The sequence below is a fragment of the Arenibacter algicola genome, assembly GCF_000733925.1.
In the GTDB taxonomy this organism is placed as follows: domain Bacteria; phylum Bacteroidota; class Bacteroidia; order Flavobacteriales; family Flavobacteriaceae; genus Arenibacter; species Arenibacter algicola.
The window spans coordinates 160,000-175,133 of record NZ_JPOO01000003.1 but is presented as its reverse complement, the minus strand read 5'-3'; the positions used below and the strand labels follow the sequence as shown (position 1 = coordinate 175,133).

General features: G+C 39.2%; 11 protein-coding genes and 1 tRNA gene. 6 read left to right on the top strand and 6 right to left on the bottom strand.

Annotated features, from left to right (window positions below; translation table 11 throughout):
* Positions 1 to 90 precede the first annotated feature (90 nt).
* Positions 91 to 2,190: an ATP-dependent DNA helicase RecG gene (gene recG, locus U735_RS0110920; protein WP_031443849.1), complete on the top strand. Its 2,100-nt coding sequence runs from the start codon at positions 91 to 93 to the stop codon at positions 2,188 to 2,190.
* A 32-nt stretch (positions 2,191 to 2,222) separates the two neighbouring features.
* Here recG and U735_RS0110915 read toward each other — a convergent pair whose 3' ends face one another.
* On the bottom strand, positions 2,223 to 2,750 hold the full coding sequence (locus U735_RS0110915) for a hypothetical protein (RefSeq protein WP_031443848.1): 528 nt from the start codon (positions 2,748 to 2,750) through the stop codon (positions 2,223 to 2,225).
* 213 nt (positions 2,751 to 2,963) lie between these two features.
* On the opposite strand from U735_RS0110915, the gene U735_RS0110910 reads away from it, so the two are divergent.
* A complete protein-coding gene (locus U735_RS0110910; RefSeq protein ID WP_031443165.1) occupies positions 2,964 to 3,323 on the top strand; it encodes an ISAon1 family transposase N-terminal region protein in 360 nt (119 codons plus the stop codon).
* Positions 3,304 to 4,290 (top strand): ISAon1 family transposase, encoded by a 987-nt coding sequence (locus tag U735_RS0110905; protein WP_051891899.1) that lies wholly within the window; start codon positions 3,304 to 3,306, stop codon positions 4,288 to 4,290. The genes U735_RS0110910 and U735_RS0110905 overlap by 20 nt, the downstream gene beginning before the upstream one ends.
* Before the next feature lie 162 nt (positions 4,291 to 4,452).
* Here the strand turns inward: U735_RS0110905 and U735_RS0110900 are convergent.
* Positions 4,453 to 4,528 (bottom strand) — tRNA-His (locus U735_RS0110900).
* Between the two features lie 237 nt (positions 4,529 to 4,765).
* Here U735_RS0110900 and U735_RS0110895 point away from each other — a divergent pair.
* Positions 4,766 to 6,850, top strand: a complete 2,085-nt coding sequence (locus U735_RS0110895) for a tetratricopeptide repeat-containing sensor histidine kinase (RefSeq protein ID WP_083260668.1) — start codon at positions 4,766 to 4,768, stop codon at positions 6,848 to 6,850.
* Here the strand turns inward: U735_RS0110895 and bshB1 are convergent.
* The 4 genes from bshB1 to ccsA form a co-directional block, all read right to left on the bottom strand.
* The gene (bshB1, locus tag U735_RS0110890) at positions 6,847 to 7,569 is read right to left on the bottom strand and encodes a bacillithiol biosynthesis deacetylase BshB1 (RefSeq protein WP_031443846.1); all 723 of its coding nucleotides are present in this window, start codon (positions 7,567 to 7,569) and stop codon (positions 6,847 to 6,849) included. The two genes, U735_RS0110895 and bshB1, sit on opposite strands and share 4 nt — an antisense overlap.
* A gap of 105 nt (positions 7,570 to 7,674) precedes the next feature.
* Positions 7,675 to 8,847 (bottom strand): trans-sulfuration enzyme family protein, encoded by a 1,173-nt coding sequence (locus tag U735_RS0110885; RefSeq protein ID WP_031443845.1) that lies wholly within the window; start codon positions 8,845 to 8,847, stop codon positions 7,675 to 7,677.
* 52 nt (positions 8,848 to 8,899) lie between these two features.
* Complete coding sequence (locus U735_RS0110880) at positions 8,900 to 10,309, bottom strand: MATE family efflux transporter (RefSeq protein WP_031443844.1); 1,410 nt, start codon at positions 10,307 to 10,309, stop codon at positions 8,900 to 8,902.
* Positions 10,310 to 10,465: 156 nt separating this feature from the next.
* Positions 10,466 to 13,642, bottom strand: coding sequence for a cytochrome c biogenesis protein CcsA (ccsA, locus tag U735_RS0110875; protein WP_031443843.1), 3,177 nt, complete (start codon positions 13,640 to 13,642; stop codon positions 10,466 to 10,468).
* 214 nt (positions 13,643 to 13,856) lie between these two features.
* Here ccsA and U735_RS0110870 point away from each other — a divergent pair, with 214 nt between their 5' ends.
* Both U735_RS0110870 and U735_RS0110865 read left to right on the top strand, forming a co-directional pair.
* Positions 13,857 to 14,621 (top strand): Rossmann-like and DUF2520 domain-containing protein, encoded by a 765-nt coding sequence (locus U735_RS0110870; protein WP_031443842.1) that lies wholly within the window; start codon positions 13,857 to 13,859, stop codon positions 14,619 to 14,621.
* A complete protein-coding gene (locus U735_RS0110865; protein ID WP_031443841.1) occupies positions 14,605 to 15,132 on the top strand; it encodes a KdsC family phosphatase in 528 nt (175 codons plus the stop codon). Before U735_RS0110870 ends, U735_RS0110865 begins: the two co-directional genes overlap by 17 nt.
* Positions 15,133 to 15,134: the final 2 nt, after the last annotated feature.

Genomic DNA, 15,134 nt, shown 5'->3' with positions numbered 1-15,134 from the left:
GTCTGATCAAATATAGCAACATAAAATCCAGTCGTCTTGATTGCTTTGCAACAATAATTAATAGGACTTTTTATAATCAAGTTTATCCCAATGAATTCCAATGTACTACAAACGCCTATTGTCTACCTTAAAGGCGTTGGTCCCAACCGTGCTGAGACCTTACAATCGGAGCTTGGAATACATACCTATCAGGATTTAATAAATCTTTTTCCCAATCGCTATATTGATAAAACCCAATATTATAAAATTGGCCAGTTACAGCGAACCAGTTCGGATGTCCAAATTGTTGGGAAGATTGTCAACATTAAAACGGTTGAACAAAAAAAAGGAAAACGTTTGGTAGCCAAATTTATAGATGATACGGGAGAAATGGAACTGGTTTGGTTTCGTGGCCAAAAATGGATCAGGGAAAATCTCAAGCTAAATATTCCATATGTTATTTTCGGAAAGGTTAATTGGTTTAATGGCACCTTCTCCATGCCACACCCAGAAATGGAACTGTGGGAAGACCATGAAAAAGGCCTGAAAATATATATGCAACCCGTTTATCCTTCCACGGAAAAATTGGCCAATAAAGGTATTACCAACAGGGTGACCAATAAACTTATACAACAGTTGTTTTTGGAGACCAAAGGCCGGTTTAAGGAAACCCTATCCCCTAGCCTCATAAGTGAATTAAGCCTAATTTCTAAAGCGGAGGCACTTTTTAATATCCACTTTCCAAAGAATCAAGAATTACTGGCCAAGGCCCAATTTCGGCTAAAATTTGAGGAATTATTTTATATCCAATTGCAGCTAATTTCCAAGAACTTAATGCATAAACAGAAAATAAAAGGATATAATTTTGACAAGGTTGGAACACTTTTCAAAACTTTTTATGAACAGTACTTGCCGTTTGAACTGACCAATGCCCAGAAAAGGGTAATCAAAGAGATCAGGGCCGATTTGGGGAGTAATGCACAAATGAACAGATTACTACAGGGAGATGTAGGGTCGGGCAAAACCATAGTAGCCTTAATGACCATGCTACTCGCCATAGACAACGGTTTCCAGGCCTGCTTAATGGCCCCTACGGAAATTCTGGCAAACCAGCATTTTATGGGCATAAAAGACCTTCTTGGGAATATTGGCGTCAATACAGCACTACTTACGGGATCGGTCAAAAAATCTGCCCGTAAGCTAATTCATGAACAATTGGAAAATGGGGAGCTCCATATTCTTATTGGTACCCATGCCCTTTTGGAAGATAAGGTTGCCTATAATAACCTGGGGCTTGCTATTGTGGATGAACAGCATAGATTTGGTGTGGCACAGCGAGCCAAACTATGGCACAAGAATGATATTCCACCCCATATCTTGGTTATGACCGCTACCCCTATTCCCAGGACCTTGGCAATGAGTTTATATGGCGATTTGGATATTTCAACGATAGATGAACTCCCCCCGGGAAGAAAACCTATTAAAACAGTCCATAGGTACGATTCCAACCGTCTAAAAGTATTTCAATTTATAAGGGACGAAATTAAAAAGGGCCGACAAGTATATGTGGTCTATCCCTTGATCCAGGAATCCGAGGCTTTGGACTATAAGGACCTTATGGATGGATACGAGAGCATAGCCCGGGATTTTCCTATGCCCGATTATCAGATTTCCATTGTACATGGCAAAATGAAACCAGCGGACAAAGATTATGAAATGGAGCGATTTGTTAAGGGGGAAACACAGATTATGGTTGCTACAACAGTAATCGAGGTGGGTGTAAATGTTCCCAACGCCTCGGTAATGATCATTGAAAGTGCGGAGCGCTTTGGACTGTCCCAACTGCACCAACTACGGGGCAGGGTTGGTCGCGGGGCCGATCAAAGTTTTTGTATTCTAATGACGGGACACAAGTTGTCATCAGATTCAAAAACCCGATTGGAAACTATGGTAGGCACCAATGACGGGTTTCAAATTGCCGAAGTGGATTTAAAGCTACGTGGTCCGGGGGATTTGATGGGTACCCAGCAAAGTGGTGTTCTTAATCTTAAAATAGCAGATATAATCAAGGACAATGATATTCTAAAAACGGCTAGGTACCATGCCCTCAAAATTTTAAGGGAAGATATTAGTTTGCAAAAGCATCCCGTTATACTCCATGCCTATACGCAACTGGTGAAGTACAAAAATATATGGAACTATATTAGTTGAGATTGGCCAAAAGGATTGGTCAATTAGTTTTGTTATGGTTTTTTTAGGGGCTTGCACTCTTTGCAGAAACTTGATAATGCATTGATCTCCTTTTTAACGACTTTATGCTCCCTTTCCAATATATCTGACTCGTTGCCAAAATCGCTTTCCGAATAGATCCTTGAACTAATCTTATCTCGTTCAGCTATCATTTTATCAAAATAGGGTTGAAAAAAAGTGGCATTGGAAAAGGTTTTTTTGTTTTGATATAGTTCCTTTCTGATCTTTCTGGCATAAAGCTCTGAGAGATCAAAATCGAACTTAACAAGGGCTATGAGTCTTTCTGCCGCCAAACTATCCGCAGCCATTATCACTGCTGCATCCCTATTAAATATACAGCTCACTTTGGAATTGAAGTTCTTTGTAAACATAAATTCAACGTTGGACATTTGAAATTCAAAATCCAATATAACTCCAGATTGTACCAATACTTGGTCTATATCCCCATTAATGGCTGTTTTTGCGCCTTGAAAATCGGGGATTTTGAAATCATAATCTGGTTTCCATTCAATAGTATTCACCTGAGAGAATAGACTATTTGTTAGTATTAAAAGAAGGAATAATAATTTAGTTGACATATAATTTATATCCATTATCCGCAATCAATCTACTTTAATGATCGTTCGTATCCATTTATGAAGTAAATATAGTAAATCTGAGATGTTTTGGGATCAATCCTAAAAGTTGTGTGTGAATTGAAAATAGAATAAGATCTTTGCAGAAAAACGATCGCATTGGAATTATCATTGGACCTATTAAAGTTTATACTGCCAGAAGTATTAACGACCCATTTTGACCTAGTCTCCCATAATATGCAAGAGGGTGCGCTTCATTTATATTTTGAAGAAAAAAAAGATACCCCGAAAGAGGAAAAACATCGCACTTTAATAGCCCATGGTTTTCACAAAGAGATCGTCGTCCAGGATTTTCCGTTAAGGGGAAAGTCAGTTTATCTCCACATTAAGCGCCGCCGTTGGCTGGACAAGGCCACTGGCCAAGCCGTGCAAAGAGATTGGGATCTAGTGGCACAGGGGACTCGTATGACCGTTGAGTTCGCTGCTTTTTTAAAAGTACTTGGTCAGTACCAAAGCTAATGACTGCCATACCATTGGCGGATTTTATGGGGTCAACGGCAAAAAACTACAGCGACAGTTTCGGGATTATTTAAGCGAGTTCAAACAATGGGAGGAGAGACCACATGCCAAACAGTGGCTCATATTCCCAGAGAATATGGGACCTTATCTGTCCATTGACGAAACGGCACTCTCCAAGGGGGAGCTCTACACCATAATTACCAACAAAAAAGCCAAGGGCAGGAAAGGGTCCATAGTGGCCATATTCTCCGGCACCAAGGTGGAGCCGATCATAGAGCAGCTGCTAAAGATATCGGCCAAAAAAAGGGCCAAGGTCAAGGAAATTACCCTGGATATGGCCAACTCCATGAAGACCATCGCCAAACAATGCTTCCCTAAAGCAATACAGGTAACGGACAGGTTCCATGTACAGAAGCTGGCACTGGAGGCCCTTCAGGACATCCGCATCAAACATAGGTGGGACGCCATAGACCGGGAGAACCAACAGATAAAGCAAGCAAGGGCAAAGAACGGGACATTCGTCCCAAAAGAATTTAGCAATGGGGACACTAGAAAACAGCTCTTGGCCAGAAGTAGGTATCTCCTTTATAAATCGCCCAACAATTGGACGCAAAACCAATCCGAAAGGAGCAAAATATTGTTCGCCCAATATCCGGATATAAAGGTGGCCTTCGACCTGGTACAGGGGCTCAGGAACATATTCAATACGGCAACTTCTATACAAACAGCATATACAAAGCTGGCACATTGGTACAAAGACGTAGAGAACACAGGCTTTAGGGCCTTCAATACTATTGCTAATACGATATCGCTCAATTATAGGTCGATCCTGAACTATTTTATAAACAGGAGTACAAATGCATCGGCGGAATCATTCAATGCAAAAATAAAAGCTTTTAGAGCGCAATTCAGAGGAGTCAAAAACGTAGAATTCTTCCTTTATAGATTAACCACAATATTTGCATAAACACAACAATTGTTCTTGATCCTAGAATTCTTCCTTTATAGATTAACCACAATATTTGCATAAACACAACAATTGTTCTTGATCCATGTTTTGGACGTTCCCCCTAAAACGAAACATTGAATCACAAAAAAACCCTGTCATTTCTGACAGGGTTGTATTTCTGGGTGGAAGACCGGGTTCGAACCGGCGACCCTCGGTACCACAAACCGATGCTCTAACCAGCTGAGCTACAACCACCATTTGTAAGCGGTGGCAAAGATAAATCTTTAGTGCTATCGTTCAAAATAAATTTTAGATTATTTTACATCATTTCATAAAATGCTCATATAGCGAATTATACCATAATTTTCCATCTTATTTATCGACCAAATACTCATAATACTGGACGAAACACACAAAAAACCCCACTTTCACAACATAAATTAGACTATTTTTTAAAGGAAAGATATTTTTATCAACAGATAAATTAGGATAAATGTCTTTTAAAGCATTAAAAATATGTTCACGGGAGATTAAATTAAAATTAACCGTGTTCTGGATTTTCCTTTTCTCTTGTGGAATCAACTCCGCCCAGGAACCTTCCGTTGGAGAATTGAGTCAAAAAATCGCCACTTTACGAAGTCAGAAGAAACAGGTCAATAAGGATACCATATATATTGGATTATTAATGGATCTAGGCGCCAAGCTTAGATTTTTAAATCCAGACAGTCTTTTATTGCTTTCCAGCGAAGCCCAGAAATTAAGTAGCAACATAGATTATAAAAAAGGTGTAAGTGAATCTTTATTCAACCTAGGAACCTATTATTCGGATATAGGTGAGCATTCCAAAGCAATAGACAATTATGAAATGGCATTGGTAAATGCCAAAAAGGATAATAATCATGACTTATCCCTGAGAATTGGTAATGAATTGGCCAATGAAAACGTCTATATCGGCAATTATTCAACGGCCTTGCTAGGCTATTTGGAAAATATTAAACTGGCCCAAGCCTATGGCAACAGAAAAATGGAGTCCATCCTATATGAAAATGTGGCCGACTTATACGCTACACAAAAAGATTATGATCAGGCACTATATTTTTACGAAAAAGTTGAAAAAATAAACTCCAAAATAGGCAATGATATAAACTCGGCCCAGACCATGAGCAATGTGGCTTCCATATATGCTGAAACAGAAGATTTCCAAAATGCCCTGTTTAAAATAAACCGCAGTATCAAAATTTTTGAACAAGGTGAGGTATGGGACTGGCTTGCCTATGCTTATGAGGTTAAAGGCAAGGTATACCTAAAACAAAAGCAATTTACCAGAGCATTATATTGGTACGATAAAAGTGCAGAATTGCATGAAAATCTTCAGGATGACCGCGGGATAATAGATCTGTACAATGGGATGGCAGAAGCTAATTTTGGATTGGAAAAGGACAGCATTTCACAAAATTATGCGATGATGGCCTATGAAATATCCTCGACTATTAAATCTATGGAGGGTGTCAAGAAATGTTCCAATACTCTTTATAAAGTATATAAAAATCAGGAGGACTACGCTTCAGCCCTTAAATATCATGAAATTTTTAGGCAAATATCGGATACCTTGTCCAGGGATGAGAACAAGATGAGTATGACGATGTTGAAAACAGAAATCAGCCATAAAAATCAGCAGGAAGCACTGGTACTAAAAAATGAAAAAGCCCTGGCAAAACAGCGCCTCTATATCTATATTGCTATACTATTTGTTATCATTATGGGCGCCATAGCATTTTTAGTTGTTAGGGGACAGAAAATCTTAAAAAAATTGAACAGGGAACTCGAAGTTCAAAAGGAGGATCTAGAACTTAGAGAGTCGGAGCTATGGGAGACCAATAACACCAAAAACAAACTTTTTTCTATTATTGCACATGATCTTCGCGGGCCTATTGGGGCTTTGGAGGGACTATTAAAATTACTGAACAGCGGTGATATAAAGGAATCGGAGTTCAAAGAATTTATTCCCAAATTAAAGAACGACGTAAATAGTATTTCCTTTACCTTGAACAACCTTCTTACTTGGGGTCAATCGCAAATGAGGGAAGCCACTACCGACCCTACCAATGTAGATCTAAACGCTCTGGTAGAGAACAATATTAATTTACTAAGTGAATTGGCATTTACCAAAATGATTACCATGGACAATTTAATAGTCAATAAGGCTATAATTTGGTCCGACGAAAATCAAATGGATATTGTAATTAGAAATCTTTTGAGCAATGCCCTAAAGTTTACCCCAAACAACGGACATATTACCATTGGCTATGTAGATAGGCCGGATTATCTGGAAGTATTTGTAAAGGACAATGGGATTGGTATGGACGAGTACGTTCAGGAACAAATATTATCAAAAAACACCAACATTACCACCTATGGTACCAATAATGAAAAGGGAACAGGACTGGGTCTATCTCTTTGCAGTGAAATGGTCATAAAAAATGGCGGTACCCTATGGGTCAAGAGTGAAATAAATGAAGGATCCACCTTCTATTTCACCGTTCCCAAGGGAAAAAAACAGTTCCAAAAATCGGCCTAAATTAGGCTATCAAGGCTCTTAACAGCAACGAATCTTTCGGTAGTAAAACCTTCCCCATAGGCTATGCCTACCATCCTACCAAGGTCCCTGGACCTATAAACAACACTATCTATAAAGTTTTTGCTACTTATGGGTGTTTCCGGCTCCTTACTTTTGGGGTCGTAAAATTGGGAACTATATGCCATTATGGCTTTAACCTTTACATCTATAAACTCTGATACATCCACCACAAAATCCGGTTCGAGGTTTTTCCATTGAATGTAATGATGCACCAATTTTGGTCTCCAGGCTTCTTGCCACTGCTCGTCCCCATCTATCTTGGTATCTATTTTTACAAGTCCACTTAGAAAGCAGGCATCACTTACCAGTTTGCTGCCCTTGGCATGATCAATATGCCGATCTTCAACGGCATTGCACAATACCGTTTCCGGTTTATATTTCCTGATCATTTTTATTACTTCCAACTGATGCTTCTTGTCATTTGTAAAAAAACCATCTGCAAATTCTAGATTCTCACGGACAGCTACCCCTAAAATATCAGCAGCAGCTGCAGCTTCCTTATCCCTTATTTCGGCCGAGCCACGGGTACCTAATTCCCCACGGGTCAAATCCACGATACCTACTTTTTTGCCATTGGCCACTTCTTTTGCTATTGTTGCCCCTGCCCCCAATTCGGCATCATCAGGATGCGCACCAAATACTAATATGTCTAATTTCATTTAATCTATGTCTACTTTGTTCTTGAAAGCTTTCAAATAATCTTTCTAAATCTTCAAATTTATTACTAGTATACTATATATCCGATAATTTGGGCGAACGTGAATCTAAACCGCCATTTCCTTTTCCTTTCTCACCTTTTCCAAGGCTTGTTCAATATCTGCAATTAAATCCTCGGTTTCTTCTATTCCAACAGAAAAGCGTATTAAACCATCAGCAATACCTTGCCTTTTTCGCTCTTCGGGACTCAAAAGGGAATGTGACGTTAAGGTTGGAGAAAGCACTGTACTTTCCACCCCCGCCAAACTCATAGCAGGTTTTATCAATTTTAAGGACTTTTGAAATTTGGAAGCATTGAAATCAGCATTTAATTCAAATGACAACATGCCTCCGAAGCCATTCATCTGCTTTTTTGCGATGTCGTGGCCCGGATGTGAAGGCAGGCCAGGATAATATACGGCAGATATGTCTTTGTGGGCATATAGGTATTCCGCCATATGTTGGGCATTTACATTTTGGGCCCTAACCCTAATTCCCATGGTTTTAATACTCCTTTCCAATAACCAAACAGTGTAATCGCTAAGACTACCGCCAAAATTTTTAGCCAGTTGAAAAATTCGCTTAACATTAACTTCGGTAGAAGCTACGGCACCCGCACAAATATCGGAATGTCCGCCCATATATTTTGTAGCGCTATGTATTACCACGTCTATTCCAAAATCGATAGGATTTTGATTAACCGGGCTTGCAAAAGTATTGTCTATCATGGACACAAGACCATGTTTTTTAGAAATATCGGCAACTGCCTTTAAGTCGGTTATGTTCAACAATGGATTTGATGGAGTCTCAATATAGACAACTTTGGTATTTTTTTGAATTTTGGCTTCAAAATCCTCAGCTCCAAAACCATCCGTAAAGGAGTAGGATATGCCATACTTTTCAAATTCTTCCACCACCAGATTATAGGTACCGCCATAAATAATCTTTTGTATCACTATATGGTCGCCAGCCTTTAAAAATGCCAAGAGGGAGGTGCTGATGGCGGCCATACCGCTTCCAAAAATCAACGCTGCCTCGGCATGCTCCAAGGCTGCTATCTTTTTGGCCAGGGCCACTTGGTTGGGAGTGTTAAAATATCGTGGGTAACGCTTAACATCGATGTCTTCAAAGGCATAGGCTGTTCCCATATACAATGGCGAAATGGCCCCTTTGAATTCCTTGTCCTCTAACTGCCCAACATGGGTACAAATGGTATTAAGGCCTTTATTTTGCTGTTTCATTCTCTCTGTTTAAATTGATTAAGATAATGGTGCATAAAGTTACAAAAATAGCTTATACCTTAATTTCTTTCCATTTACCCTTTTTAAAGAGTACGTAGCTTAATACGGTAAGCAAAATCTCAGCTATTGAAATGGCCAAAAATACCCCAACCGCTCCAAACTTAAATGTAATAGCCATAACATATGCAAAGGGAAGCTGTAATACCCAAAAAATTAAAAAGTTAATTTTAGTAGGGGTCCTTGTATCTCCCGCTCCGTTAAATGCCTGGGTCAAAACCATTCCGTACGCATAGAATACATAACCTGCCGCAATAATCTGTAAGCATAAAGTGCCATATTCAACAACTTGCGGAGTGGTATTAAAGAGCAAAATAATTTTTTCTGCAAAGCATAAATATATTATTGAAATTGAAAACATAAATATGGCATTATACTTGCCTGTTTTCCAAACAGATGCTTCTGCCCTATCCGGTTTGTTGGCACCCAAATTTTGGCCTACTAAAGTAGCTGCCGCATTGCTCATTCCCCAGGAAGGCATTAATGAAAACATTATTACCCTTATGGCAATGGTATAACCGGCCAAAACTTCACTCCCAAATTCGGACATAATCCTCATTAAAAATATCCAACTGGACGTACCGATCAAGAACTGTGCAATGCCACCAGCAGAAACTTTAATGATGTTCATCATCACCTTAAATCGGATTACGATATCGGAAATACCAATTTTGATCTTGCTCCATCCATAGAACAAAATTATCAGTTGAAACAAGACTGCAGTTCCCCTTCCAAAGTTGGTTGCTATTGCAGCGCCCATAACCCCATATTCGGGTATAGGCCCCCATCCAAAAATAAAGATTGGATCAAGAATAATATTGAGACCGTTAGACAGAACCAATATCCACATCGCCACCGAGGCATCCCCCGCTCCCCGGAAAATTGCATTTATTAGGAAAAGTAGTAAAATAGTGATATTTCCTCCGATCATCAGCCGGGTGTATCCATGGCCCTCTTGAATAAGTTCAGTACTTCCACCCATTAAACCAAGGATTTCCTTGGAGTATATAGCCCCAATTATTCCAGTGATAATGGCCACAGTTATCCCCAAAAGGATTACCTGTACTGCCGATTCCCTCGCTCCCTGTAAATTTTTTTCACCAACCCTTCTGGCTACAACTGCCGTTGCGGCCATACTTAAGCCAATGGCTATTGCATAAATCAATGTAATCACCGATTCTGTGAGTCCTATTGTGGCCACCGCATTGACACTAACCCTGGATACAAATGCAATATCCACCAAGGCAAAAATAGATTCCATCAGCATTTCCAATACCATAGGAATGGAAAGCATAAATATGGCCTTTCTGATGCTCCCAGTGGTAAAATCAGAGTCCTTGCCCGTTAAGGCAATAATAAAATACTCATATAATCTAGCTGGAGTAAGTTTGTTTGTATCCGGCATGGTAAAGAATTATGTTATACGAAGAAAATAAACACCATCAATAGTTAAGAATTCAAAACATGAATTCTTAACCTTCCTACTATGATGTCTACAAAAAACATAATTCCTTTACTTCATAATAGTACAAAATTGCATAAATTTTGCACTATATCAAAATTACTTGGCGTAGTATTTTTTATTGCGCCAGTAACTTACAGCTCCCAACAACATAACCCCAAAAACGGTGTAATAAATAAAAGTGGGGGTAATAACCTGTGCCCCACTGGCGTAGCTGTGCAATCCTACGAGATAGAAATTTACCCCAAAATAGGTCATCATAATACTTCCAAAAGCAACCACACTTAGAAAATTGAACATCCATTTACCACGTAAACCAGGGATCAACCTTGTATGAACTACAAATGCATAGATCATAATGGAGATCAGAGCCCATGTTTCCTTGGGATCCCATCCCCAATATCGACCCCAACTTTCATTGGCCCATTGCCCTCCCAAGAAATTACCTATAGTCAACATAACTAGGCCTACCGTTAAGGAAAGTTCATTGATAATGGTAAGTTCCTTTATGTTAAGATCCATTTTTTCTTTGTTCTTGTTGTTGGTCATTATGATAAGCAACAGGCTCACCACCCCAAGGATCATACCCACGGTGAGGGGACCATAGCTACCAACAATTACCGCAACATGTATCATTAACCAATAACTATCCAACACTGGGACTAGATTGGCTATGGAGGGATCTACCCAACTCTGGTGGGCAATCCACAATAACATAGCGGTCACAAAAGTAGCCGCAGCGACCGTCATATCACTCTTTTTACTGAACAGCAGCCCCATACCCAAAGTTGCCCAGGAAACATATAGAATACTCTCATAGGCATCGCTCCAAGGTGCATGCCCGGAAATATACCATCGCATAATTAGTCCAAGCGTGTGCAGGATGAAAAACAAATAAATTAAGACTTTAATACTGGCTATGCTGAACCGAAGCGCCTTTCTATCCTTTATAATCTGGAATACCAAGAGAACAAACATTAACAGACCAACCAGGGCATAATACTTATAAAGCTTATTATATATATCTGCTTTATTGTAAAATATTTCTGCTTTAATCTTATTTTCCGAAGGCAATACTTCACTTCCGTGATTTTCCTGGTTCTTTTTGAATGCGGCCAACAATTTATCGGCTTCAGAATAGTCGCCATTCCTTACGGCCTTTTCCAGGCTCATTAAATAAAAGGGAACGGCATTTTTTATAAAATTGGCATAAAGGGAATCCGATACTTGGAACTGCCCTGCCCTGTACTCCACCGCAGAGATCCATTTGTTGTTCTCGTCATTCAGCAAAGGGAATATCTTTACAATTTTTCCTCCCAATGCCTGATCCAAAAGTACCAAACGTTCATCCAAGGCTTTAAAATCTTTCTGAAATTGGTTAGGTGTATTGGTAGCGTAGGCCTCCTGTAGATAAGATGTCAACTTGTACTCCCCCTTTTCGTTGAAAAAATCCGTAGCCTTGATGTACTTTCTACCGTGTTCTACCCCTAAAATCTTCCTAATGCTATCATTATCCCCTTTCTTGTCCAAGGCTATAAATTCTGCATTGTACCAGGCTGCCGGATTCAACATCATGGATAGAAATACTTGATCGGAATTAAAATCGGTATACTTATCCTTGAGACTAAGCTTTCTCAACAGTTCGGAGGAAAAAGTATTTATAGGTTTCATACGCCCTCCGGCATCCTGAACGACCAATTCTGAAAACTTGGCCGCATGTTCTTTGGAAGGTGTTATTACATGCAAAAGTGAATCTATCTGCTGGGGTGTTGGCATATTGTTATGTGCATGCCCATCTTCTTCCACATTTTCCTGTGCCAACATATTTAGACTGCCGCCCAGAATAAATAGAACTACAAGTTTGGACCTTTTATTTTTTAATTTTTCCAAGGAAGCACCAAGACTTTTAAACCTGGTCTTACCAAAAAACATAATACCCATAAGTCCGGCATACAGTAAAAAATATCCAATATAAGTTATCCAAGTACCCCAAAAGTCGTGGTTTACAGACAATACGGTGCCCTTTTCATCAGGGTGAAAACTAGCTTGAAAAAAACGATACCCCTTGTGGTCCAATATATGGTTCATATATATGTCATAATCAAAAGGACGTTCGTCCTCAATGGTAACCTTGCTCATAAAAGAAGCATAGCTCTTCTCTGTTCCCGGATGCTTTTCGGCAATAAAATCGTTTAATTTAATTCCAAAAGGTAAGGTGTACACTTTAGATCCATAGGACATATTAAAGGACAATCCTCCTAGCTCAAATTCCCCGGAAAAATTGGCCATGCCCTTTGCTCCCAATAATTTTTTGCGTACTGTTTCACCATTGCTGCTAATATCCACAATCAAGGCATCAAGGTCATTCTCAGTTTTTTCATTCTCAGGAATAGCAATAACTCCATAGGACCCTTTGATAATAGGCTCAGGAATTACGAATTGCATGCCCGCAGTTGTGTACAGGGATCTTAATTGCAGCGTTTGAAGACTATCTTTCAGTAATTCTCCCTGCAACTGATCGGCCATTCTCATAAATTGCCCTTCAAAGGGCGATTTTATTTGATAATTACCATCAGACTCAATAATATTGATAGCTCCTTCGGTCATCTTGTTCAAGGAAAACAGCACATTATGGATGCTGCTAACTTCTCCACTTTCCAAATAATGATCATGACGTTGCCCATCACCTGCCTCTACAATCTTTAAATATTCCTTTCCATTGGAATCTTCGACCAAACCTTCTTTTGCCCCATCAATAAAGCCCACGTAGGAAATGGTAAATGGTTGTCCGTTAAAATCGGAATTCCAGGGTAAATTGGATTTGATAGCTTCAGAGGTAACCAATATATCGTCCTCCAATATCTTCCGTTTGGGCTCGTTGTCTATTTCCCCATCCACATAAACTGTGAGGTAGGTTTTGTCCGAATAAAAAACATTCTCCGTATTACCTTCCCTGATTGGCATCATACCTTCGAAGCTTATGTAACGGGTAACAAATGCCCCAAGAATAATTAAAATCCAAGAGAGGTGTAAAATAAGTACTGCCCATTTTTCCTTTCTTAACAGATTATAACGAGCAATATTCCCAACAAAATTGATGACAAAAAATACCATGATGGCCTCGAACCATGTGGTGTTATATATCCAAATTCTCGCGGTTTCCGTACTGTACCAGCTTTCAATAAATGTCCCAAAGGCCATGGCAGTAGCAAAAACAATAAATAAAACGGCCGTTAAACGTGTGGAAAAGAAGATTTTTTTAAGGAGTTCAATCATTTTGGCAAGAAAGGTTTGATTTAAGCATGCAAAAATACATTTTTATAAGGGTTTAATTATTAAATCTTTTGTTAATTGAATAAACCCCATTAATAAAATTTTTGAGATTTCAAACTACTAAACTCCCTTTTTTAAACATCTAACTTGGGAACAGATTATTAAAAAACTTATCTGGCAGCAACCCATAATTTTGATTTAATAATTACTTTTGACTATGATATCTATTGTATTATTGGGAACTGGCAATGTTGCCAAACATTTGTTCGATGCCTTTTTAGGTGTTGATGAAATAAATATGTTACAGGTAATTGGTCGGAACGAAGGCCACCTGGCCCATTTTAAGGATAAGGTTCTTACTGGAACGGATTTCACCCAAATTGCGGACGCCGATATTTATATGATAGCCGTGAGCGATGATGCCATTGCGCTGGTAGCACCTTATCTAAAGGAGAAAGAGGGAATAGTAGTCCATACCTCTGGAAGTGTAACCTTAAAATCGCTTGGACAGCTAAATAATAGAGGAGTCTTTTACCCACTGCAAACTTTTAGTGAAGGCAAAACAATCGATTTTAAAAAGGTTCCTATCTGCCTAGAAGCTGAACATAAGGGAGATATGCACCTTTTAAGGAAATTGGCAGGACTCATCACTTTGGAAGTACATGAGATTACTAGCGACCAACGGAAATCGCTTCACTTAGCTGCAGTTTTTGTAAATAATTTTACCAATTATCTTTTTACGATCGGCCATGATATATGTACGGAACATCATTTGCCATTTTCCATGCTAAACCCTTTGATTAAGGAAACCGTGAATAAATTGGATTATCTAGCTCCTTACGATGCCCAAACCGGACCAGCGAAAAGAAATGATGTTAAGACTATGGAAAGCCATTTAAATCTGTTAAAGAATAAAAATAATCAGGATATTTACAGCTTGTTAAGCAAATTGATAGGAGAAAAATATGGACAAAAGTTATAAGGAACTGCTTCAGGACATAACCACTTTTGTATTTGATGTGGATGGGGTATTTACGGATGGAAAAATTTTGATCACCTCTGATGGAGAAATGTTAAGAACCATGAACGTCCAAGATGGTTATGCCGTAAAGGTGGCCATTCAACAAGGATATAATATCTGTATTATTTCCGGTGGTACCAACGAAGGCGTAAGATTTCGTTTAAGGGGCTTGGGAGTTACCGATATACACATGGGGGCACATCATAAAATAGACCCTTTTGACGAATATTTGGATATTTACAATATAAACCCACAGCATGTTCTTTATATGGGTGATGACATTCCAGATATTCCCCCAATGAGATTGGCAGGTATTCCTTGTTGCCCACAAAATGCGGTACCAGAAGTAAAGGCAATGTCCAAATACATTTCCCACAAGTATGGTGGTGATGGATGTGTAAGGGACGTAATTGAACAGGTATTGAAAGTGAGAGGGCATTGGGCCGAAAATTTCAGCGCCAAGAACGACTAAAG

What these genes read in the sequence shown, in the direction of transcription:
- recG (WP_031443849.1), top strand. Translation starts at nt 91, where the DNA reads ATGAATTCCAATGTACTACAAACGCCTATTGTCTACCTTAAAGGCGTT.
- U735_RS0110895 (WP_083260668.1), top strand. Translation starts at nt 4,766, where the DNA reads ATGTCTTTTAAAGCATTAAAAATATGTTCACGGGAGATTAAATTAAAA.
- bshB1 (WP_031443846.1), bottom strand. Translation starts at nt 7,569, where the DNA reads ATGAAATTAGACATATTAGTATTTGGTGCGCATCCTGATGATGCCGAA.
- U735_RS0110885 (WP_031443845.1), bottom strand. Translation starts at nt 8,847, where the DNA reads ATGAAACAGCAAAATAAAGGCCTTAATACCATTTGTACCCATGTTGGG.
- U735_RS0110880 (WP_031443844.1), bottom strand. Translation starts at nt 10,309, where the DNA reads ATGCCGGATACAAACAAACTTACTCCAGCTAGATTATATGAGTATTTT.
- ccsA (WP_031443843.1), bottom strand. Translation starts at nt 13,642, where the DNA reads ATGATTGAACTCCTTAAAAAAATCTTCTTTTCCACACGTTTAACGGCC.
- U735_RS0110870 (WP_031443842.1), top strand. Translation starts at nt 13,857, where the DNA reads ATGATATCTATTGTATTATTGGGAACTGGCAATGTTGCCAAACATTTG.
- U735_RS0110865 (WP_031443841.1), top strand. Translation starts at nt 14,605, where the DNA reads ATGGACAAAAGTTATAAGGAACTGCTTCAGGACATAACCACTTTTGTA.